The organism is Enterobacter cloacae complex sp. 2024EL-00711, assembly GCF_047529885.1.
Lineage (GTDB): Bacteria > Pseudomonadota > Gammaproteobacteria > Enterobacterales > Enterobacteriaceae > Enterobacter > Enterobacter ludwigii.
The window spans coordinates 157,790-179,011 of the sequence record NZ_JBLIZC010000001.1; the positions used below are offsets into that span (position 1 = coordinate 157,790).

A 21,222-nucleotide genomic window follows, 5' to 3' on the forward strand; every position below is an offset into this window, starting at 1 on the left:
GAGCCCGAAAAAAACACAACGGGCTTTGAATATTATTCCCTTAGTTTAGCAAAGGTCGGATTTTACGATTTTCGCTTTTGTGTCCTCGGTATTCTCGACATCAATGAGTAGATCAATCTTTTGGCGAAAAAATTGCGAGAAATTGTTTCAGGAGCGCATAAATACGCACTTTCGCTCTCGACGACACGGCATGTGATGCCTATTATGCATAGGTTTCGCATTATTAATGGGGGAGAGAGAGCATGCGTTCAGCATTTTGGGTCGGGTGTGCCGCGTTATTATTATCGGCATGCAGCAGTGAACCTGTTCAGCAGGCAACGGCGGCACACGTAACGCCGGGAATGAAAGCGGCGATGTCCAGCTCCGGACAAGCCAACTGCGCGATGATTGGCGGCTCGCTGTCTGTTGCCCGCCAGCTTGACGGCTCAGCTATCGGGATGTGCGCATTGCCAAACGGCAAACGCTGCAGTGAACAGTCGCTTGCCGTAGGATCCTGCGGAAACTACTGATTACTCCGCACGCTTAAACATCAGCGTTTTATCGGCTGTCGCCAGCGTTAACTGGTCTTCAGTCAGGTCGACCTGCGCCCCTTTGCGCAGCATGTCGCCAATGGCCTGATCCAGTTCGTTCAACTGTGGTTCGGTACAGAGCTTGCGCGTCATGGCGAGCGTTTTGACCTTGAGCTCACCTTCGGACAATTTCCCCTGTCCGTTAAACGTGTTACACATCACGCCGGAAACGCTAATGTTATTAACCAGACTGATATCAGACAGGGCTTTGAAGCTGATCTCTGGTTGCGTTGTCGTGGCCTTAACGGCTTTCCCGTCCACATTCTCCAGCACAAAACGGTGGCTCTTAAGTTGGTCCGGCTGAACGGAGGCTTTACCAGGATTAACGCACCCGGTGAGGACAAGACTGATAACACTTAACGCAATGAGCTTTTTCATTTTTCTTCTCAGACGATAGATACTGTGAATCTTTTTTCAGTGTAACGATACTCTGCCGTGCGTTAATGGGGTTTATCTGAAAGTGCGGGCGGGTACCGGGCAACGTTGGCGTTGCCCGCAATACGATCAGTGCGACTTAAACCCTGCGGCCGTCATTAACATGCGAAAGAGCATACTGACCGCCGCCAGTGCCAGTACGCTGCCGCCCCAGATAATGGCCAGCCACATGACTCTTTTCCAGAAAGGTTGTTGCATCAGTGATAACCCTCTCCATGCTGTACTTTTCCGCGAAACACGTAGTAACTCCAGAAGGTGTAGACCAGAATCACGGGAATGATCAACAACGCGCCCACCAGCATAAAGCCCTGACTTTGTGTCGGAGCCGCCGCCTGCCAGAGCGTGATTGACGGGGGAATAATGTGCGGCCAGATGCTGATCCCAAGTCCGCTAAAGCCGAGAAAAATCAGCCCTAACGTCAGGATAAACGGCAGATGATGGCTCTCTGGGTTATTCAGGCAACGCCACTGACACAGGCTCAGGATCACCACCAGCACCGGCACGGGCAGCAGGAAGAAGAGATTCGGCAGGGTAAACCAGCGCGCGGCGATGGCCGGCTGCGCCAGTGGGGTCCAGAGGCTGATTACTGCAATGAATACCAGAAGCAGGATCAGGAGCGTTCTGGATACCCGTCGCATTCGCTGTTGCAGCGCGTTTTCGCTTTTCATCACCAGCCATGTCGAGCCTAACAGCGCGTAGGCCACCACCAGACCTGCGCCGCAGAACAGGTTAAAAACGGTCAGCCAGTCGAACGGTCCGCCACTGTAGGCACGCCCGGTGACGCTAAAGCCGTTGATCACCGCACCCACCGTCATGCCCTGGGTAAAGGTCGCCAGGATCGAACCGCCAATAAACGCTTTGTCCCAGAAAGGGCGGTGTGCCGGCGTGGCTTTAAAACGAAACTCAAATGCCACGCCCCGGAAAATAAGTCCGATCAGCATTAACGTCAGCGGAATAGTGAGGGCATCAATAATGACCGCATAGGCCAGCGGAAACGCGCCAAACAGCGCCGCACCGCCGAGCACCAGCCAGGTTTCATTGCCGTCCCAGACCGGCGCAACGCTGTTCACCATCACATCGCGATCGTCGGCATCAGGCGTAGCCGGGAACAGGATACCTATCCCCAGATCAAAACCATCCATCACGATATACATCAGCGTGGCAAAGACTATGATAACAAACCAGATAATGGAAAGATCGATACCCATTATGGTTGCTCCTTATGTTCAGTAGTAACGGCAGAAAGCGGGCGTGCGGGACGTCCATCGGACTCGGTGGCAAACGATTCATGAGGCTGAGGTCCTTTTTTAATCAGGCGGACCATATAGCTGTAACCCACGCCAAATACGGAGGTGTAGACGACGAAGAAGGCCAGCAGACTCACGCTCATATGCAAGTCACCATGCGCAGAAACCGCATCCTTTGTTCGCTGAAGCCCGTAGACGACCCACGGCTGGCGGCCCACTTCGGTAGTGACCCATCCGGCCAGGATGGCAATCAGCCCGGAGGGTCCCATCAGGAGGGCAAACCACAGGAAGGGACGCGAAGCGTACACGCGCTTTTTATAACGTAACCAGAGCGCCGTTACCCCAAGCAACAGCATCAGCATGCCTAAGCCCGCCATAATGCGGAATGACCAGAAGACGATGGTGGAATTTGGCCGGTCTTCCTTTGGAAATTCTTTCAGTGCCGGAACCTGTTTGTCGAAGCTGTGCGTCAGAATAAGGCTGCCAAGCGTCGGGATCTCCAGCCCAAAGCGGGTGCGCTCCTGTTCCATATCCGGCCAGCCAAACAGCAGCAACGGGGTGGGTTCACCCGGTGGGTTCTCCCAGTGGCCTTCAATGGCTGCTATTTTAGCGGGCTGGTGCTTCAGGGTGTTCAACCCGTGCATATCACCCACCATCGCCTGAAGGGGAGCCACAATCAGGGTCATCCACAGCGCCATGGAAAACATCGCGCGGATGGCGGGGGTGTTGTTTCCGCGCAGCAAATGCCAGGCTGCGGATGCGCCGACAAACAGGGCGCTACTCAGGAAGGCCGCTATCGACATATGCAGCAGGCGATACGGGAAGGAGGGGTTAAACACCACGGCAAACCAGTCTACCGGCACCACCTGTCCGTTGACGATTTCAAAGCCCTGTGGCGTCTGCATCCAGCTGTTTGATGAGAGGATCCAGAAGGTTGAGATAATGGTCCCCAGTGCCACCATACAGGTTGCAAAGAAATGCAGACCCGGCCCGACTTTATTCCAGCCGAACAGCATAACGCCGAGGAATCCTGCCTCGAGGAAGAAGGCAGTAAGCACTTCGTAGGTCAGGAGCGGGCCGGTAATACTGCCGGCAAATTGTGAAAACCCACTCCAGTTGGTCCCAAACTGGTAGGCCATGACCAGCCCGGAGACCACGCCCATACCGAAGTTAACGGCAAAAATCTTCGACCAGAAATGGTACAGCGAACGCCAGACCGGGTTTTTGGTTTTCAGCCACAGGCCTTCTAGCACAGCGAGATAACTCGCCAGACCGATGGTAATAGCCGGGAAAATAATGTGGAAGGATACGGTAAAGGCAAACTGTATTCGTGCGAGATGAAAAGCATCTAAACCAAACATGCACAACCTCAATGTCAAACGGTGTGCTGTTATGGTATAGGGGCGAAATAACGAGTATCAGACGCAGAAAAGCGAAATTTACCTATAACAGTTCATGAAAACATCACGCTTTGCACATCTGATATAGCTTGCGTGAAAGAATAAAAAAATTATTTTTATGAAATTTATGCATTAAACAGCTTGCCTTGTTATCAACAACATGCGTTAATGGCCCTCTGGGTTTGAGTCCAAATAAACATCTGACGTAGTTTTATAAAGCAGTTCTCATCACGTTGTGCCTCTCCGCAGCCTCTCTTGGGTCTTTTTCTACACTCCGATTAGTTTTTGTTTCAAACCACTATCGCCTGAAGGGCCCATTAAGCAATTAACGTTTTTACGTTTACAGGAGAATCCTATGACTTCTTATATCCATTTCCGCTGCCCATGCTGCCATGGTTCGCAGTACCGTACCTCAGCTTTTGATGTGTCTGAGAAAAACCCGTTCGGTGCAAAATGCATTTTTTGCAAATCGTCGATGATTACCCTCGATCATCTGGCCGCTGCCCGCCACGCTCAGCGTAACGTCACCGAACTGCGTAAGTAATGCATCTGGCTAACTATAACAGTTAGCAAAATCTTCTCTTTTTCTCCTGCTGATATACACTGTCGGTCATAAGGAGAATCTGATGAAAAAATACCAGCGTCTGGCGCAACAAATTATCTCGCAGATCGAGCTTGGCGTATGGTTGCCGGGCGATAAGCTGCCTTCTCTGCGAGAGCAGGTCGCGAGCAGCGGCATGAGTTTTATGACCGTTGGCCACGCGTATCAGATGCTGGAAAGCCAGGGGCGTATCGTCGCCAGGCCGCAGTCGGGCTATTACGTTGCCTCGCGCCCGACCGCACACCAACCTGCGCCGCCTGCCCAGGTGATGCGGGACGAAGTGGTAGATATCAATACCTATATCTTCGACGTATTACAGGCCAGCCGCGACCCGTCGGTGGTTCCTTTCGCTTCTGCCTTCCCCGACCCCCGGCTTTTCCCGCTGCAGCAACTTAACCGTTCGCTGGCCAATGTCAGTAAAACCGCCACAGCAATGAGCGTAATTGAAAACCTGCCTCCGGGTAACGTTGACCTTCGCCACGCCATTGCCCGCCGCTATGCGCAGCAGGGAATGAATATCTCACCGGATGAGATTGTCATTACCGCAGGGGCACTCGAAGCCCTGAATCTTAGCCTGCAGGCCGTTACCGAGCCTGGTGACTGGGTGATTGTCGAAAACCCCTGTTTCTATGGTGCACTGCAGGCGCTTGAACGCCTGAAACTTAAAGCGCTGTCGGTGGCGACGGACGTCCGCGAAGGGATCGATCTGAATGCGCTTGAGCAGGCGCTCAATGAGTATCCGGTCAAAGCCTGCTGGCTCATGACCAACAGTCAAAATCCCCTCGGCTTCACGCTCAGCGCAGAGAAAAAAGCGCACCTGGTCGCGCTTCTCGCCAGGCACAACGTCACCCTGATCGAAGATGATGTCTACAGCGAACTCTATTTTGGCCGGGAGAAACCTCTGCCAGCGAAAGCCTGGGATCGTGACGATATGACGCTGCACTGCTCGTCCTTCTCGAAATGTCTGGTGGCGGGGTTTCGCATCGGCTGGGTGGCGGCAGGTAAACATGCGCGACGCATTCAGCAGCTACAGCTGATGAGCACCTTATCGACCAGTTCACCCATGCAGCTGGCGCTGGTGGATTACCTGGCGACAAAACGCTATGACGCCCATCTTCGCCGCCTGCGCCGCACGCTGGCCGAACGCAAACAGCAGGCGTGGCAGTCGCTTTTGCGCCATATGCCGGCAGGCGTCAAAATTCATCACAACGACAGCGGCTATTTTTTGTGGCTGGAACTCCCGGCGCAGCTGGACGCCGGGCTGCTGAGTGAGAGAGCGCTAATGCACCACATTAGTATTGCCCCCGGTAAGATGTTTTCGACCTCTGACGCCTGGACACCGTTCTTCCGGTTTAATACCTCCTGGGCGTGGGGGGAGCGGGAAGAACAGGCTGTGATTCAGTTAGGGAAATTAATTAGCAGCATGCTCGAATAATAATCTCCGCACCTTTCTAAAATAATCATTCCTTATCCTGATGGCGGTACGGCGAATATTCCGCAGTACCGCATCATAGGAAATCTGCATACCGCCTCTCAACGCTAACTCCTTGTCTATAATCCAGTTAACGGGGAATGCGCCCTCGGTCACACCTTGATGAAATTTCTTTAAGCCGCACGGTGCGGCGCATTTGCGCGGTCTACGTTTAATAAGGGAGATATTTTTACGGCACGGCTGCCGCTAAATTTCATTGCGACAGGAGTAATTCTTATGAGCAAAAAATTTGCCCGCAGCAGCCTGTGCGCGCTCGGCATGACCCTCATGACAGCGCACGCCGCAGAGCCACCGAAGGCAATCGGCGACGGGGAAGGACGACTGGATATTATTGCCTGGCCCGGGTACATCGAACGGGGACAAACCGATAAAAATTATGACTGGGTCACGCAGTTCGAAAAAGAGACTGGCTGCGCGGTGAACGTTAAAACCGCGGCCACCTCGGATGAAATGGTTAGCCTGATGGCGAAAGGCGGATACGATCTGGTCACTGCCTCGGGCGATGCCTCACTGCGCCTGATCATGGGGAAACGCGTTCAGCCGATTAACCCCGACCTTATCCCAAACTGGAAAACTCTCGACCCGCGGATCGTCAAAGGTGAATGGTTTAACGTCGGCGGCAACGTCTACGGCACGCCGTATCAGTGGGGGCCAAACCTGCTGATGTACAACAGCAAAACGTTCCCGACGCCGCCGGACAGCTGGAGCGTCGTCTTTACGAAACAGAATTTACCTGACGGTAAAACCAATCAGGGCCGCGTGCAGGCCTATGATGGCCCGATTTACATCGCCGATGCGGCGCTGTTTGTCAAAGCCACGCAGCCGCAACTGGGTATCACTGACCCGTACCAGCTAACAGAAAAACAGTATGCCGCCGTACTGAAGGTATTGCGTGACCAGCATGCGCTGATCCACCGCTACTGGCATGACACCACCGTTCAGATGAGCGACTTTAAAAATGAAGGCGTAGTGGCCTCCAGCGCCTGGCCCTATCAGGCCAATGCCCTGAAAGCGGAGAACCAGCCTGTCGCCACTGTTTTCCCGAAAGAAGGGGTAACCGGCTGGGCGGACACCACCATGCTGCACGCGCAGGCCAAGCACCCAATGTGCGCCTACAAATGGATGAACTGGTCGCTGACGCCTAAAGTGCAGGGCGATCTGGCGGCCTGGTTTGGCTCGCTGCCCGTAGTGCCGGAAGGGTGTAAAGCCAGCACATTGCTCGGCGATAAAGGCTGCGAAACGAACGGCTACAACTATTTCGACAAAATCATGTTCTGGAAAACCCCGATTGCAGAAGGCGGCAAATTCGTTCCTTACAGCCGCTGGACACAGGATTACATCGCCATCATGGGCGGCCGTTAATCGCAGGAGCAGAACATGACGTACGCAGTAGAGTTTAATGACGTTTCCCGTCTGTACGGTGACGTGCGGGCGGTGGATGGGGTCACCATTGCTATTCATGACGGAGAGTTTTTCTCCATGCTGGGGCCTTCGGGCTCCGGCAAAACTACCTGCCTGCGTCTGATAGCCGGTTTTGAGCAGCTGTCAGGCGGCGCAATCAAAATCTTCGGTAAAGAGGCGAGCGCACTTCCCCCCTGGGAACGCGATGTGAATACCGTGTTCCAGGATTATGCGTTGTTCCCGCATATGTCGATCCTCGATAACGTCGCGTACGGGCTCATGGTCAAAGGTATCGACAAGAAAACGCGCCATGCGCAGGCGCGTCAAGCGCTGGAAAAAGTGGGGCTAAGCTTTGCTGTCACGCGTAAGCCTTCGCAGCTTTCCGGCGGGCAACGTCAACGTGTCGCCATCGCGCGGGCGCTGGTCAATGAACCCCGGGTATTACTGCTGGATGAACCGCTCGGCGCGCTCGATCTTAAACTGCGTGAGCAGATGCAGTTCGAGCTGAAAAAGCTGCAACAGGAGCTCGGCATCACCTTTATTTTCGTCACTCACGATCAGGGGGAAGCCCTGTCGATGTCTGACCGGGTCGCGGTTTTCAATAATGGCCGCATTGAGCAAGTCGACACCCCGCGCGATCTCTATATGCGTCCAGGAACGCCATTCGTGGCGAGCTTTGTCGGGACCTCGAACGTGTTTGACGCCGGTATGGCACACAACGTGTGCGGGATGGAAGGCATCTATTCTTTACGGCCGGAACATATTCGCCTCAATGAGAGCGGTGAGGTTCAGGTTGAGGGCGTGGTGCAGGCAGTACAGTATCAGGGGGCGGCAACGCGTCTTGAGCTAAAACTCGCTGACGGTGCAAAACTGCTGGTCAGCCAGGCCAATTTTAGCGATGCCGCAACGCTGAGCGGCGTGACGCCGGGGCAGGCGGTGATGGCGTCGTGGTCACGTGATGCCATGGTTCGCCTGCAAGAGGAGAGGTGACATGAACACGCATGTCGCGCCGCCTCCCGCCCACCGTAGCCGCATGAGCCGCCTTACCGCACTGTTCTGGCGTAAGCCATCGCTTGGGCTGTTCCTGCTGCTGCTCGCGCCGCTAATGTGGTTTGGCATCGTTTATCTGGGATCGCTTCTCACCCTTTTATGGCAAGGGTTTTATACCTTTGACGATTTCACCATGGCGGTCACGCCGGACCTGACGTTTGCCAATATCCTGGCGCTTTTTAATCCGGCAAACTATGACATCATCCTGCGTACGCTGATGATGGCCATTGCGGTGACCATCGCCAGCGCTATCCTCGCGTTTCCGATGGCGTGGTACATGGCACGTTACACCCGCGGCAAGTGGAAGGCGTTCTTCTATATCGCCGTGATGCTGCCAATGTGGGCCAGCTATATTGTTAAAGCCTATGCCTGGACGCTGCTGCTGGCGAAAGACGGGGTAGCTCAGTGGTTTCTGAGCCACCTGGGGCTGGAGCCGATCCTGACCGCGATCCTTACGCTTCCGGCCATTGGCGGAAACACGCTTTCCACCTCCGGGCTGGGGCGTTTTCTGGTGTTCGTCTATATCTGGCTGCCGTTTATGATCCTGCCGGTACAGGCGGCGCTGGAGCGACTGCCCGCGTCGTTACTGCAGGCTTCAGCCGATCTCGGCGCGCGACCACGCCAGACTTTTCGTTACGTCGTTTTGCCGCTGGCAATCCCGGGCATTGCCGCAGGGTCAATCTTCACTTTTTCCCTGACGCTGGGCGATTTCATTGTTCCACAGCTGGTGGGGCCGCCGGGGTACTTTATTGGCAATATGGTCTATTCCCAGCAGGGCGCTATCGGCAATATGCCCATGGCCGCGGCCTTCACCCTGGTACCAATTGTCCTCATCTCGCTTTATCTGGCGTTCGTGAAACGTCTGGGAGCATTCGATGCACTCTGAACGCGCACCGTTGTTCCTGAAAGTGGCAGCCTGGGGAGGCGTTATCTTCCTTCATTTCCCGCTGCTGATTATTGCGACCTACGCCTTTAACACCGAAGACGCCGCGTTCAGTTTTCCGCCACAGGGGTTGACCTTGAAGTGGTTCACCGTGGCAGCAGGGCGTGGCGATATCATTGAATCAGTGACGTTGTCACTTCAAATCGCTGCGCTGTCGACGGCTATCGCGCTGGTGCTTGGCACGCTTGCTGCAGCAGCGCTGTGGCGAAGCGCGTTTTTTGGCAAAAATGCGATCTCGCTGTTGCTGCTGTTGCCGATTGCGTTACCGGGGATTATCACCGGTCTGGCGCTGTTGACGGCATTTAAAACCATTGACCTTGAGCCGGGTTTTTTCACCATCGTGGTCGGTCACGCCACGTTCTGCGTGGTGGTGGTGTTTAACAACGTGATTGCCCGTTTCAGACGCACCTCCTGGAGTCTGGTCGAGGCGTCAATGGATTTGGGGGCCGACGGCTGGCAAACCTTCCGTTACGTGGTCCTGCCGAATCTCGGTTCGGCGTTGCTGGCCGGGGGGATGCTGGCGTTTGCACTCTCGTTTGACGAAATCATCGTCACAACATTTACCGCGGGACACGAGCGCACGTTACCGCTGTGGTTGCTTAATCAGCTCGGGCGTCCGCGCGACGTGCCGGTCACCAACGTCGTTGCACTGCTGGTGATGCTGGTCACAACCCTACCCATTCTGGGAGCCTGGTGGCTAACCCGCGACGGCGAAAACAGTGCCGGAAGCGGGAAATAACATTGATTTCAACAGGACAATGCTATGCAAACACAACTGCTGATAAATGGTGAACTGGTCGCCGGGGACGGGGAAAAACAGCCGGTCTATAACCCTGCCACCGGAGAGGTACTTCTGGAGATTGCTGAAGCGTCAGAAGCGCAGGTCGACGCGGCGGTCCAGGCCGCCGATCGCGCATTCATTGAATGGGGACAAACCACGCCTAAAACGCGTGCCGAGTGTCTGCTGAAGCTGGCTGACGTGATTGAAGCCCACGGCGAAGAATTTGCCCGTCTCGAATCGCTCAATTGCGGTAAGCCACTGCACTGTGCGTTGGGAGATGAAATTCCGGCTGTGGTCGACGTTTTCCGCTTCTTTGCCGGCGCCGCCCGCTGCCTGAACGGGCTGGCCGCCGGCGAATATCTTGACGGTCACACATCGATGATACGCCGCGATCCGGTGGGCGTGGTCGCCTCCATTGCGCCATGGAACTATCCGCTGATGATGGCGGCATGGAAGCTGGCACCCGCGCTGGCCGCGGGTAACTGTGTGGTGATCAAACCTTCGGAGATTACCCCACTGACGGCCCTCAAGCTGGCGGAACTGGCGAAAAACATCTTCCCGGCAGGCGTTCTGAACGTTCTGTTTGGCCGCGGAAAAACGGTCGGCGATCCGCTGACCGGCCACGAAAAGGTGCGTATGGTGTCGCTCACCGGTTCTATTGCCACCGGCGAACATATTATTGGACACACGGCGTCCTCGATTAAACGCACCCATATGGAGCTGGGCGGCAAAGCCCCGGTTATCGTTTTCGACGACGCCGATCTTGATGCGGTTGTTGAAGGGGTACGTACTTTCGGTTTCTACAATGCGGGGCAGGATTGTACGGCAGCCTGTCGTATTTATGCGCAGAAAGGCGTTTATGCCGCGCTGGTGGAAAAACTGGGTGCCGCGGTGGCGAGCCTGAAGATGGGCGCGCCGGAGGAGGAAACCACCGAGCTGGGCCCGCTCAGTTCCGAAGCCCATCTTTCACGCGTCTGTAAGGCGGTTGATGAGGCTAAAGCCCTGAGCCATATTCGCGTGGTGACCGGCGGCAGCAAAAAAGAGGGGGCAGGCTACTATTTCCAGCCAACCCTTCTGGCAGGGGCAAAACAGGACGATGCTATCGTTCAGCGTGAAGTGTTTGGCCCGGTTGTAAGTGTCACCGAGTTTGATGACGAAGCGCAGGTGCTGGCATGGGCGAACGATTCGCAGTACGGCCTGGCGTCATCGGTCTGGACCCGCGATGTAGGGCGTGCCCACCGGATGAGCGCGCGTCTGCAGTACGGCTGCACCTGGGTTAATACCCATTTTATGCTGGTGAGCGAAATGCCGCACGGCGGGATGAAGTTATCCGGCTACGGCAAAGATATGTCGGTGTACGGCCTTGAAGATTATACCGTTGTTCGCCACGTGATGATAAAGCACTAAGCCCCCATGCCCGGTCGCATTCAGCGCCGGGCATTCTCTCCTTTCAGTACATTATCCATAGTATTCAAATGGTTATTCTGTAACGAAAAAACTTGATCTGTATCAACATATGACGCATATTGCGTGCGGTTATTTTTTCGGCTCTGGTAAACAGAATGACGTTGTATCAAAAGATGTTGGTTTTTTACGCAATCATGGCTTCTGTCTGTGCATTAATTACCTGGTTCCTCTCTAAAGACCGCAAACGTATCCGACTGCTCAGTGCTTTTCTGGTGGGGTCAACCTGGCCAATGAGCTTTCCCGTTGCGCTGTTGATCTCGCTTTTCTGAAGCACGCTTCCCGTTTTAAAAGATGAACATAGCATTCCAGACACGAAGACTGTATAAATACACAGTAAATCGTTAAAGGAGTGCTTATGAACAGTTTTTACTCGCAGCAGGCCGGCTGCGTTGTGCGCTGGCACGATCTTCCCGGCTCTGGCGATCCTGTGGTGTTTATTCACGGGTTAGGCTGCGCCTCTTCTTATGAATATCCTCGTATCGTTTCTGACGCCCGGTTTGGTGCGCGCAGAGCCATTCTTATCGATCTCCCCGGCAGCGGTTACAGCGACAAACCCGTGCAGTATCGTTATCGCACCAGCGAGCAGGCGCGAGTGGTGGCTGAACTGTTGGACCATCTCAAACTCAATAGCTTCTGGCTATATGGTCATAGTATGGGTGGCAGCATTGCTATCGAGGCAGCAGGACTGATGGCGCCACGCGTAAAAGGGTTGATGGTGTCGGAACCCAATTTTCACGCCGGAGGTGGCATGTTCAGCCGCTCTATTGCTGCACAGACGGAACAACAGTTCCTGGCGCAGGGGTATGATGCGCTGCTCAGTGCAGAAACCTCACCCTGGGCGGGCAGTCTGCAAAGCAATGCGCCGTATGCCGTGTGGCGTGGCGCGTCCAGCCTGGTGGAAGGGGTAGAGCCGGAATGGGAGGTTCAGTTTTTGTCTCTGCGCTGCCCGGTGACGTTGATTTTCGGCGAGTGGTCCCTGCCTGATGATGATGCGGACTCTCTGCAAAAGCGGGGCGTTGAGGTGAAAATCATCCCAGCGGCCGGACACTCCATGTCCTGGGAAAATCCGTCGGCACTGGCGCAGACGTTAGCAGAGTGTATGACCACGACCTGAAAGGATAGCCCGCATCTCTGCGGGCCAGGAGCGCTAACGTAACAGGGCTTGTAAGGCCTGGCGTGCGGCAGGCTGTACATCGTGCGGGTGGCGGAAATCGATGTTCTCTATTGCCCGGCTATAGAGGGCGACCAGCCAGTCATAGACATACACCGTTGCCGCATGTACGGGTTGTTCTCCCAGACGCGTCAGGCGCGGCTCGGTACTGTTGACCACCGGCGTGACAAAGATTGCCTGGCCTTTACGGATGCGGCTCGCCGGGCGTGCCTCTGCGGGTGTCCGATCGTAGCCCAGCCAGCCAATGAAGTTGCCCATTACGGCATGCAGTTGGGCTGCGCTGCACTTGTCGGTTTCAACGATGTTCTGCAGCTGCTGCGGCAGGTTCAGTCGGTAGCTGGCCACCACCAGAACGTCAGCAATTTGCTGCAAAACAGCGGGTTCCAGCCCAAGGCGCGCGGCAGTGGCATCGTTGCGGCTCCACTGGCGCAGATGGTTTATCCAGACTTTATGCGCCAGGCGAGCTTTGTCTTTGGTCTGGAATGGACTGGCGTTCTCCTGGGCATGCTCGGCAAACAGGTCAATGGTATCCGTAAACAGTCCGTTCACCTGCTCCTCGCGGGGCTGCTGAACGGCCAGCAGGGTTTCAAAGGCTTTAAGCGGCGGCAGAAGACCTTCAAGCAGTTCACCGTGGCGGGCGGCGGAGCTTTGCAGAACGCGCACCATGTTTTCGGCCTGAGTTCGTCTGGCGCCGGGTTCCTCAACCAGCGGTGCCAGATACCCCTTCATCAGGGCCGAGAGTTCCTGGCGCAGCATTGCTTTCAGCGTGCTAAGACGCTTCTGCCGCTGAGCGGGTAACGTGGCCTGAGACAACCACTCGATCACGCGCTGCATGCTGTGGCTGTCCAGCGCCTGCAGTGTCCCCCAGCGCACACCCGGTTTGCCCAACAGGTGCTGTACCGTTTCATCGAGGTTCTGACGGGTGGTAAAACGTGCGTCGTGAGGCGTAATCGCCCACACCAGCCCCGGCAGGGCGGATTCTTCAACCGGCTGAGTCTCTTTGACCCAGTTCATCAGCACCCGGGCTTTTTTAGCCGTTTGCTCGTGCTGGGCTGTCGCATTGCAGATAACAAGCACGTCCGGTTGCAGCTGCTGGCGATAATGCTCCAGCAACCACTGGCATTTAGCCTGGTTCAGTGTATCGGCGCTGTTATCTGAAAAGACAGGAATATCAATAATATCGACATTATCCAGGGCGCTGCTTTCGACCGGCAAGACCAGCTCACGCGTCAGGAAGGCGAGCGTATCGACAGGGATACTGATGGCGTTAAGCATCTCGCCGTTGTTCAGCGGATGAAGCAGCGTCTCCTGGGCCTCCGGAAGGGTAAAGGTGCCGTGAGTCAGGAACCCTTCGCCCGGCAGCCCGAAGTTATCGACCAGCAGGCTGAGCGGGGTGGCGAGTGCTCCGGCATGGCTGGTCTGATGCAGGACATGAGCGAGCTTTAACCACTGCTGGGTCAACTCCTGTTGCTCACCCCACAGCAGCGACCAGACGCTGGCTCGCGTGCTGAGATCGAGCGAAGGGACCAGCTGTGCAAACTGATGCCACAGGGCATCATCAATTTGCTGTTTCGCGGCAGGTACTGAGCTTTGCCAGAAGCGGGCGATGGCACCCACGTCCTGAGCTGTAATACCAGGAACGCCCTGCGGCTGGCGCAGGCCACGCCACTTCTCCAGGCGCGTCTCAATGACCGCTTTATCCACGGCGCGGATGTCCGGCTGCAGCGTGGTGCGGGCGATAAACAGCTGCACCAGCTCTGCCTCTGTCACCAGGCTCAGGCGCAGCGGGAACGCCTCATCCATCACCTCTGTATTTCCGCGGGTGAACCGCACGGCCATGTTGGTCAGGGCATGTCCCGGATTAATGTGCGAAAAATAGTCAAATGTACGCTGGCCTGGCGTAACGTTCAGGCGGCCATTACCGCTGCCGCACAGCGATAAAAGCAGATGCGCTTTTGCACTCTGAGAATGACCGTAAAGTCCAATACTGCCCGGGCGTGACAGGGCGCGGTCAATGGCCTGCTCCCGTGCCTGCGTCGCGTTGATGCGCGCAAGAAGGGCATCGGCCTCGTTATCCAGCACAGGGGCGTTCAGGCGCGTCTCATTTATCCACCCGATTAAGGCCTGAGTGGTGGTCATCGTCGCAGTCATTTCAGGTATACGCTCCCGCTGTCGATCCAGTAGTGGCTGCCGCTATGACGGCGATCGGCCAGAGTATTCAGTTTGAAGGTTAAAGCATCAGGCGGAACCGGCGTCCCGTCCTGCAACCAGGCATCGCTCAGCGCGAAGGATTCAGGCCCTTCATGCTTATTGCCGCCACAAAGTTTGAGCCGCACGTTCAGCACGCCGTCACCCGCAATCGCTTTGGCCAGTTCGGCCGAGTTGATGCTAAGCGTATAGAGCGGCGTTGCCGGCCAGCGCGCGTTCGCCAGCTGGCGGAAACCGAGCGTCACATTTCCGCGCAGCGGGAAGTGCAGACGAGCGTCGAGTTTCGCACCCGGTTTATCCAGGTCGATATCCTGATACCAGACGTTTTCTTCACGCAGGGTGTTTACGGTGTTATCCAGTACGCCCAGATAGCGAACCGTTGAATATGCACCGATATCCGCGGCTTTAAAGTTAAAGCGCGGCAGTCGCAGGTCAAGCGCCAGGCTGCAAAGCATCGCGCCGACGGCGGCGGTCGATTTTGGATTACCAATGCGTCCTTGCTGGCTGAACGGGTACCATTCATGAACCTGGTATTTATCCAGCCAGACGATGCGATTAACCGGCACCGGCTGCAGGTGGCGAATAAGCGCCTGAACGCCAGGCAGGCAGCCCGGACGCCCCGTGATCAGCAGAATATCGCAGCTGTAATGTGAAATGGCCTCGCACACCGCATGCAGGGGTGACGCCAGCGTGAACTGGCCTGCCAGCATCGCATCCTGCATTTCACGGAAATTCACGTGCAGCGGAACGGCAAACAGATCGAAGGCGTCTGAACCTGCCGGCAAGGCATGATCGACGGCCTGTTGCAGATAATTCATCACGTTGCGGGTCGGTTTCTGCGACAGCAGATCGCCAAAGGTGGCATGCAAGCCTGCCAGCGGATCGTCGATGTCGCTGGATTCCCACGCGGCAAGGATGGCGTGACCAATCGGCATAAAGAGCTGAAGCGCCGTTTGCTGGCGCAATACCGCCTGAGTATCGATACGTCCTGAGTCACCAAACAGCGAGGCCATCAGCAGAGAGGCATCGGCGATGCCGGACTTCTGCAGCTGGGTTTGCAGGGCGGGTAACACATAGCGCTGGATGACGTCCAGCAGGGTGTCGTCACCGGCCACTTTAAACCCTTCACGGAACAGCAGCTGCGGCGTGATTTTGACGTTGTTACCGGAGCCGTCATCCAGCTGATAATGGGTGATCGCCATGTCGGTTGTGCCACCGCCAATGTCGATAGAGGCGACACGCAGCGAGCGCCCCGGCTGAACGCCTGGTTCAGGTTCACGATCCGGGCGGGCGAGGGAGGCGAAGAACGCTTCCGTCTGACCACCAAAATGTGAGATCGCTTCGTTGTACAGCCACACCAGTTGACCACAGCTGGCCTCGTCCCACTCCATCTGGATTGCAGGTACCGGCACCACGCTTTTTTCCTGGTGCTTACGGGTGGCAAAATCGTCGTCCTGCGGGTGCCAGCCCATCGCTTTCCAGACGATAGCGATCGCTTCGAACATGCGGCGACGGAAGATCTCGCGTTCCTGCTTCGGCATCGCCGAGGGCAGGGTCAGGATCAGCGTACGCAGCTGGCGTGGCGAGGCCGGAAAGCCCAGACGCAGGCGCGTGGCAACGCTGTTGATCTGCCCCAGCGCCTGTGCCAGCAGTTCGCACAGCATATGCGTCATCAGCGTGCTGCGGCTGTACTGCGGGGAGAAAACCGGCAGTCGCTCGTCCTGCGGCAGCGTAAAGAGCGGTTCACCGTCATCGTTCATCAGGTTCATCAGCGGGAACGCGGTCGCCAGCGGTTCGCGCTGGGTTTTGCTGTTCATCTGGCTAAAGCGCCAGTCCTGGACCACCGGGGTTTCATCCCACAGGTAGCGACGCGGGCTGGAGATACCGCTGTTACCTTCCGTGCCCAGACGGCGCGTAGCCAGTTTGCGGGCTTCGTCGCCCACGCGGACAATAGACGGCCAGACAAAGGCATCTTCACGCCCACTTTCCACCGAGAAGTGCTGCTTGCCAAAACGCGCTTCTGAAAACTCCAGACGACTGGTAAACAGCGGCTCATTGAGGAACTGTGGTTCGCTTAACGAGCGCACCTGCAGTTCGGCCGTCTGGCGCAGACCGTCGTTCGCATCACCGTGATCTTCAATAATAACGCCGCAGGTATGGGTATTCCCGACGTCGAGGATCAGGTCGACCGGAATAGCCGGCGTACTGAGGGTATGGGTGACAAATTTCACTTCCGGTACGGTAAGCTGTTCACCGAGCATGGACAGCAGGTTGAGCCAGTGTGCCTGGTACTCAAAGCTGCGCATTGCCTGTTGCAGGTCGCGTTCCGCGCGGTTTTCAACGTCGGTCGCATAGTGGGTAAACGCCTCGCGCAGCCAGCCATCAATCCAGGTCTGGTCGAGGAAGCTTTCCACCTCATCGTCACGCCATGCCAGTCCGAAACGGGTGCCGTTGAGAATGTCATTTTCAACCGGGGACAGCGCGGCAGTAGCATGCGCTGCAATCTGGCTGTCGAGAGCGAGCGTGACGCGGTGTGTATTACCTGCCGTATCAGGCGTTTCAAGTTTACGCACCTGGACACGCGCCCAGTTATCCGGCCCGTCAACAAAGGTACGTGGCGGATTGAAGCGCAGGAAGGGAATGGGGAGCCAGACACCATCCAGCACCGTCAGGGACTGATGCAGTGGGATCGTGGTTTCCGGTTTCACCACTTCAGGCTGTCCGCCGTTCAATCCCGGCAGCGTGTAACGCCCGTTGACGAGATCGAAATCGAGACGCAGAAGCGGACCGTTGGCGGTTTTACGTACGAAGCGCCCGTTGCTGGCGGTGTCCTGCGGAGTCAGGCCAAAATCGAGGAATTGCACGCCGCTGTTGGCAATAAGCGTGACGCTCTGTTTATAGTCGCAAAGATTTACCAGCATAGGGTCAGGCACCTGCTTTCTTGAACGTCAGTGGAACGACGGTTTTGGCATCATAACGGGCATTACATTCAGCGACATCGCTGGTACCTGCTTTACAGGCAACTTCCGGCATCGGGTAGCGTGAACCGTCTGTGCAGCGGGCATTACCGCGACTCTTAATCATCAGTTCGCCATTGCTGTGCAGCCCGGAGAAAACCTCCACGCGGCAGACAACATTGTCACCGTGAACAACACGAGCGAAGCCTTTATTGTTCTGGATCTGATAGCGCAGCGACGGTGGTTTGCCGGTAATCGGATCTTTCACGTCGAGGATCGCACGCCATGTTCCGTTCAGAAAACGCGTCGACCCCGCTTTCACCTGGTTTGCTTCCATGACCATGGCGTCTTTCGGGATCGCCGCAATCACAACCGGCGCAGGCGCTGGGGTAGCAACGGGAGCCGGCTCTTTTTCTTTGCTTGCGACCACCTCTGCCTGATGCAGCGGTAATTTCATCGGCAGTGGCTCAACGGCTTTAATCGGCTTTGGCGCAATGGCGACAGGTTCAGGGGCAACGACAGCCACTGGCTCGGCAGAAGGGGCCTGTTTTGGCCACAGCAACGGGGTGGCAATCGCGGCAACGATCACGGCGGCAACCGGAAGCGTCCACAGGGGAACGCGGCGTTTTTTGGCTACGATCGCAGGCTCTGGCTCGGGTTCTTCCACAGGCGGCACAATGACCGGCGCAGGCTCAGGCGTATACAGTTCGTCCGGCGTGATGCGCACCACCGTGGCCGGGGCGATCAGCGGCTCATCGGCCTGTTCAAAGGTCAGGACTGGGGTCGGTTCCGGCTCGGGTTCAGGGTCTTCAATGACAATCGGGGCTGGCTCAGGGATCAGCGATTCACGTAAACAGTCGAGTACGTCGTCACGCGCATTCTCATTGAGGTTTACAAACCCCCAGAAGCTTATGACCGGCTTTCCATCAACCAGGAAAAGGAAATTTTCGCCGGGAAACTGAAATGCTTTCGACAGCAGGGAGCCGAAAAGCTGTTGCGCTGTTTTTGGCGACTGCAGGCACTTCTTACTGAGCGATTCAACGCTGGCCAGCGTATTTTCCAGATAGCGAAGGGCGCGATAACGATCGTCTTCGTTCGCCGCTTTCCAGCTGGTTACACTACCGTCGACCGGCGAATACCAGTCGACACGGTCGCCACCATCATTGACCTGCGGAATAGCCAGACAGTCGACAATCGCCTGTTGTTTGCGTAACCGGAGCGCTTCCCGGATTTGTAACGCTGATTCAAAAACGGCTTGTCCGCCGCCGCCAACGGCCTGAAAGTCATCCAGATTACCGCTGCGTAAAAGAGTTTTTGCCACGATTTGATCCCATATACTTCTTCACACCGTTACTTTAACGAAATCGGGAAGCAACCAAACGGAGGAAGAGACGCCAAAAGGGACGATTTCTTGTGGCATAGAAAGGTGCGGTTGTGCTTGACGAATAATGGCACTTAAGGCAAATCAACCTCTGGCGCACTGGCTGTAAAACCAGCGGAAAACGTTGCTTTAGAATAACCTGATAGTGATTCGTTATTTGCCAGGTTATAGCGGCTGTGCTGTTATTACAGTCCAATATAATAAAACTGCCAGGGTTATAACCATGTCTACAGGGAAAACGCTGCTCGCCCTCGCGCTGAGCACTCTCTTACCAGCAGGTGCCGCATGGGCGGCGAATAATGACACCATCATTTATTGCTCTGAAGCATCACCCGAGTCTTTCAACCCGCAGATCGCCAGCTCAGGCCCGTCATTCGTGGCCAGTTCTCAGGTCCTGTATAACCGCCTGATCAATTTCGACCCGGTGAAAAACACCCCGGTACCGTCGCTGGCAGAGTCCTGGACAATTTCCCCGGACGGTAAGACTTATACCTTTACGCTGCGTAAAGGGGTCAAGTTCAACAGCAATAAATACTTCAAGCCGACCCGTGATTTTAATGCGGATGACGTTATTTTTTCCGTCATGCGTCAGAAAGACCCTAAGCATCCTTATCACAATGTCTCGCAGGGTAATTATGAATACTTTAATGACGTAGGTCTGGACAAGCTGATTCAGGACGTCAAAAAGGTTGATGATTATCACGTGCAGTTTACGCTGAGCGAACCAAACGCCGCATTCCTTGCTGACTGGGGGATGGATTTCGCCTCTATTCTTTCCGCTGAATACGCTGACGCGATGCTGAAAAAAGGGACGCCTGAGAATGTCGATACCTGGCCGATTGGTACCGGGCCGTACGTTCTGCAGCAGTACAAAGTGGATTCGCTGATCCGCTACGTCGCTAACCCGAACTACTGGGAAGGTGCGGTTCCGACGAAACACCTTATTTTCTCCATCACGCCAAACGTAGAAACGCGTCTGGCGAAGCTGCAGACCAACGAATGCCAGATTATTCCTGCGCCGTCACCGGTTCAGTTTGATGTTATTAACAAAAATAAAGACCTGAAGCTGCACGCCGTGGAGGCGTTGAACGTGGGGTATCTGGCGTTCAATACCGAGAAAAAACCGTTTGATAACGTGCTGGTGCGTCAGGCCCTGAACTATGCGACGGACAAAAAAGCCATCGTGAATGCGGTCTTTATGGGTTCCGGTACGGTGGCGAAATCACCCATTCCGCCGAATATGCTGGGCTTTAATAACGATCTGAAGGACTACAGCTACGATCCTGAAAAAGCGAAAGCTTTGTTGAAACAGGCCGGTCTGGAGAAGGGCGCGGACGTGACGCTGTGGTCAATGCCTGTGCAGCGTCCGTATAACCCTAACTCGAAGCGTATTGCGGAGATGATCCAGAGCGACTGGGCAAAAGTCGGCGTGAAGGCCAAAATTGTCTCTTACGAGTGGGGCGAGTATCTCTCCGGTATGCGTAAAGGGGAGCATGATTCCGCGCTGTTTGGCTGGATGTCCGATAACGGCGACCCGGATAACTTTGCTGATGTACTGCTGGGATGCGACAGCATCAAAACCGGATCGAACGCCGCGCGCTGGTGCGATAAGGGGTATGATGATCTGGTCAAGAAAGCCAAACTGACCAGCAACCCGGGTGAGCGTGCGAAACTCTACAGCCAGGCGCAGGAGATCTTCTATGCTCAGGCACCGTGGATTGCGCTGGCGAACGGCAAAACGTTCTACGCCACCCGCAGCAACGTAACGGGGTACAGCGTGAGCCTGATGGGCAGCGATTTCTCCAAAGCGAAACTGAACTGACATTTTTCCCGGCAGGCACCGCGCCTGCCGAGCATCTGGCAAGGAGTGACAATGTCACATTTAAATGAAGTTATCGCCCGTGTCGATACCGCCATCGAAGCGGGAGTGATTAGCCGAATGAATGAACTGCTGATCGAACTGAGCGATGACGCAGCGTTAAGTCGTGAAGATCGCTACAGTCAGCAGCAGCGTCTGCGTACCGCGATTGCACATCACGGTAAGCAACATAAAGAAGAGATGGACGCCCGTCAGGAATTGCTGACCAAAGGCGGTACGATTCTGTAGCGGTGAGCCGGG

Annotated in this window: 19 protein-coding genes; 12 read left to right on the forward strand and 7 right to left on the reverse strand. The window is 55.7% G+C overall.

Annotated elements, in window-relative coordinates:
* Positions 1-242: 242 nt before the first annotated feature.
* A complete protein-coding gene (locus ACMVME_RS00825) occupies positions 243-509 on the forward strand; it encodes a DUF333 domain-containing protein (protein WP_014170276.1) in 267 nt (88 codons plus the stop codon).
* On the opposite strand, the gene hslJ is transcribed toward ACMVME_RS00825, so the two are convergent.
* The 4 genes from hslJ to ACMVME_RS00845 all read right to left on the reverse strand — a co-directional run bounded on the left by hslJ (position 510) and on the right by ACMVME_RS00845 (position 3,612).
* Positions 510-947, reverse strand: a complete 438-nt coding sequence (gene hslJ, locus ACMVME_RS00830; RefSeq protein WP_014170275.1) for a heat shock protein HslJ — start codon at positions 945-947, stop codon at positions 510-512. It abuts the gene before it with no gap.
* Between the two features lie 126 nt (positions 948-1,073).
* A complete protein-coding gene (locus tag ACMVME_RS00835; RefSeq protein WP_014170274.1) occupies positions 1,074-1,202 on the reverse strand; it encodes a DUF2474 domain-containing protein in 129 nt (42 codons plus the stop codon).
* Complete coding sequence (cydB, locus tag ACMVME_RS00840) at positions 1,202-2,212, reverse strand: cytochrome d ubiquinol oxidase subunit II (RefSeq protein WP_068794670.1); 1,011 nt, start codon at positions 2,210-2,212, stop codon at positions 1,202-1,204. Before cydB ends, ACMVME_RS00835 begins: the two co-directional genes overlap by 1 nt.
* The gene (locus tag ACMVME_RS00845; protein ID WP_068794669.1) at positions 2,212-3,612 is read right to left on the reverse strand and encodes a cytochrome ubiquinol oxidase subunit I; all 1,401 of its coding nucleotides are present in this window, start codon (positions 3,610-3,612) and stop codon (positions 2,212-2,214) included. Before ACMVME_RS00845 ends, cydB begins: the two co-directional genes overlap by 1 nt.
* 394 nt (positions 3,613-4,006) lie before the next feature.
* Here ACMVME_RS00845 and ACMVME_RS00850 point away from each other — a divergent pair, with 394 nt between their 5' ends.
* The 9 genes from ACMVME_RS00850 to ACMVME_RS00890 all read left to right on the forward strand — a co-directional run bounded on the left by ACMVME_RS00850 (position 4,007) and on the right by ACMVME_RS00890 (position 12,500).
* Positions 4,007-4,195 (forward strand): hypothetical protein, encoded by a 189-nt coding sequence (locus ACMVME_RS00850; protein ID WP_020884014.1) that lies wholly within the window; start codon positions 4,007-4,009, stop codon positions 4,193-4,195.
* 82 nt (positions 4,196-4,277) lie between these two features.
* A complete protein-coding gene (locus ACMVME_RS00855) occupies positions 4,278-5,687 on the forward strand; it encodes a PLP-dependent aminotransferase family protein (RefSeq protein ID WP_032680925.1) in 1,410 nt (469 codons plus the stop codon).
* Positions 5,688-5,960: 273 nt separating this feature from the next.
* Entirely contained in the window at positions 5,961-7,106 is a 1,146-nt protein-coding gene (gene ydcS / locus ACMVME_RS00860) for a putative ABC transporter substrate-binding protein YdcS (protein WP_020884016.1), read from the forward strand.
* A 15-nt stretch (positions 7,107-7,121) separates the two neighbouring features.
* Positions 7,122-8,135 (forward strand): ABC transporter ATP-binding protein, encoded by a 1,014-nt coding sequence (locus tag ACMVME_RS00865; RefSeq protein WP_020884017.1) that lies wholly within the window; start codon positions 7,122-7,124, stop codon positions 8,133-8,135.
* A gap of 43 nt (positions 8,136-8,178) precedes the next feature.
* Positions 8,179-9,081 carry an ABC transporter permease gene (locus ACMVME_RS00870; RefSeq protein ID WP_175392646.1) on the forward strand — a complete coding sequence of 301 codons (903 nt, stop codon included), beginning with the start codon at positions 8,179-8,181 and terminating at the stop codon, positions 9,079-9,081.
* Positions 9,071-9,877 (forward strand): ABC transporter permease, encoded by an 807-nt coding sequence (locus tag ACMVME_RS00875; protein WP_032680927.1) that lies wholly within the window; start codon positions 9,071-9,073, stop codon positions 9,875-9,877. The genes ACMVME_RS00870 and ACMVME_RS00875 overlap by 11 nt, the downstream gene beginning before the upstream one ends.
* 24 nt (positions 9,878-9,901) lie before the next feature.
* A complete protein-coding gene (patD, locus tag ACMVME_RS00880; RefSeq protein ID WP_032680928.1) occupies positions 9,902-11,326 on the forward strand; it encodes an aminobutyraldehyde dehydrogenase in 1,425 nt (474 codons plus the stop codon).
* Positions 11,327-11,481: 155 nt separating this feature from the next.
* Positions 11,482-11,655, forward strand: a complete 174-nt coding sequence (locus tag ACMVME_RS00885) for a GhoT/OrtT family toxin (protein WP_032670341.1) — start codon at positions 11,482-11,484, stop codon at positions 11,653-11,655.
* Between the two features lie 86 nt (positions 11,656-11,741).
* Positions 11,742-12,500, forward strand: a complete 759-nt coding sequence (locus tag ACMVME_RS00890; protein ID WP_032680929.1) for an alpha/beta fold hydrolase — start codon at positions 11,742-11,744, stop codon at positions 12,498-12,500.
* Positions 12,501-12,533: 33 nt separating this feature from the next.
* On the opposite strand, the gene ACMVME_RS00895 is transcribed toward ACMVME_RS00890, so the two are convergent.
* Genes ACMVME_RS00895 through ACMVME_RS00905 form a run of 3 tightly spaced genes read right to left on the reverse strand, consistent with a single transcriptional unit; the run spans position 12,534 to position 19,043 of the window.
* Entirely contained in the window at positions 12,534-14,708 is a 2,175-nt protein-coding gene (locus ACMVME_RS00895) for a virulence factor SrfC family protein (RefSeq protein WP_068794668.1), read from the reverse strand.
* A complete protein-coding gene (locus ACMVME_RS00900) occupies positions 14,705-17,686 on the reverse strand; it encodes a virulence factor SrfB (RefSeq protein WP_068794667.1) in 2,982 nt (993 codons plus the stop codon). The genes ACMVME_RS00895 and ACMVME_RS00900 overlap by 4 nt, the downstream gene beginning before the upstream one ends.
* Before the next feature lie 4 nt (positions 17,687-17,690).
* Positions 17,691-19,043 carry an SrfA family protein gene (locus ACMVME_RS00905; protein WP_032680933.1) on the reverse strand — a complete coding sequence of 451 codons (1,353 nt, stop codon included), beginning with the start codon at positions 19,041-19,043 and terminating at the stop codon, positions 17,691-17,693.
* A 283-nt stretch (positions 19,044-19,326) separates the two neighbouring features.
* Between ACMVME_RS00905 and ACMVME_RS00910 the strand changes: the two genes are divergently transcribed.
* Both ACMVME_RS00910 and ACMVME_RS00915 read left to right on the forward strand, forming a co-directional pair.
* The gene (locus tag ACMVME_RS00910; RefSeq protein ID WP_025204114.1) at positions 19,327-20,925 is read left to right on the forward strand and encodes an ABC transporter substrate-binding protein; all 1,599 of its coding nucleotides are present in this window, start codon (positions 19,327-19,329) and stop codon (positions 20,923-20,925) included.
* A gap of 51 nt (positions 20,926-20,976) precedes the next feature.
* On the forward strand, positions 20,977-21,210 hold the full coding sequence (locus ACMVME_RS00915) for a YdcY family protein (protein ID WP_032680936.1): 234 nt from the start codon (positions 20,977-20,979) through the stop codon (positions 21,208-21,210).
* Positions 21,211-21,222: the final 12 nt, after the last annotated feature.

Bases quoted from the DNA above. Each gene is read 5' to 3' on its own strand.
- ACMVME_RS00825 (WP_014170276.1), top strand. From the start codon at position 243: ATGCGTTCAGCATTTTGGGTCGGGTGTGCCGCGTTATTATTATCGGCA.
- hslJ (WP_014170275.1), bottom strand. From the start codon at position 947: ATGAAAAAGCTCATTGCGTTAAGTGTTATCAGTCTTGTCCTCACCGGG.
- ACMVME_RS00835 (WP_014170274.1), bottom strand. From the start codon at position 1,202: ATGCAACAACCTTTCTGGAAAAGAGTCATGTGGCTGGCCATTATCTGG.
- cydB (WP_068794670.1), bottom strand. From the start codon at position 2,212: ATGGGTATCGATCTTTCCATTATCTGGTTTGTTATCATAGTCTTTGCC.
- ACMVME_RS00845 (WP_068794669.1), bottom strand. From the start codon at position 3,612: ATGTTTGGTTTAGATGCTTTTCATCTCGCACGAATACAGTTTGCCTTT.
- ACMVME_RS00850 (WP_020884014.1), top strand. From the start codon at position 4,007: ATGACTTCTTATATCCATTTCCGCTGCCCATGCTGCCATGGTTCGCAG.
- ACMVME_RS00855 (WP_032680925.1), top strand. From the start codon at position 4,278: ATGAAAAAATACCAGCGTCTGGCGCAACAAATTATCTCGCAGATCGAG.
- ydcS (WP_020884016.1), top strand. From the start codon at position 5,961: ATGAGCAAAAAATTTGCCCGCAGCAGCCTGTGCGCGCTCGGCATGACC.
- ACMVME_RS00865 (WP_020884017.1), top strand. From the start codon at position 7,122: ATGACGTACGCAGTAGAGTTTAATGACGTTTCCCGTCTGTACGGTGAC.
- ACMVME_RS00870 (WP_175392646.1), top strand. From the start codon at position 8,179: ATGAGCCGCCTTACCGCACTGTTCTGGCGTAAGCCATCGCTTGGGCTG.
- ACMVME_RS00875 (WP_032680927.1), top strand. From the start codon at position 9,071: ATGCACTCTGAACGCGCACCGTTGTTCCTGAAAGTGGCAGCCTGGGGA.
- patD (WP_032680928.1), top strand. From the start codon at position 9,902: ATGCAAACACAACTGCTGATAAATGGTGAACTGGTCGCCGGGGACGGG.
- ACMVME_RS00885 (WP_032670341.1), top strand. From the start codon at position 11,482: ATGACGTTGTATCAAAAGATGTTGGTTTTTTACGCAATCATGGCTTCT.
- ACMVME_RS00890 (WP_032680929.1), top strand. From the start codon at position 11,742: ATGAACAGTTTTTACTCGCAGCAGGCCGGCTGCGTTGTGCGCTGGCAC.
- ACMVME_RS00895 (WP_068794668.1), bottom strand. From the start codon at position 14,708: ATGACTGCGACGATGACCACCACTCAGGCCTTAATCGGGTGGATAAAT.
- ACMVME_RS00900 (WP_068794667.1), bottom strand. From the start codon at position 17,686: ATGCTGGTAAATCTTTGCGACTATAAACAGAGCGTCACGCTTATTGCC.
- ACMVME_RS00910 (WP_025204114.1), top strand. From the start codon at position 19,327: ATGTCTACAGGGAAAACGCTGCTCGCCCTCGCGCTGAGCACTCTCTTA.
- ACMVME_RS00915 (WP_032680936.1), top strand. From the start codon at position 20,977: ATGTCACATTTAAATGAAGTTATCGCCCGTGTCGATACCGCCATCGAA.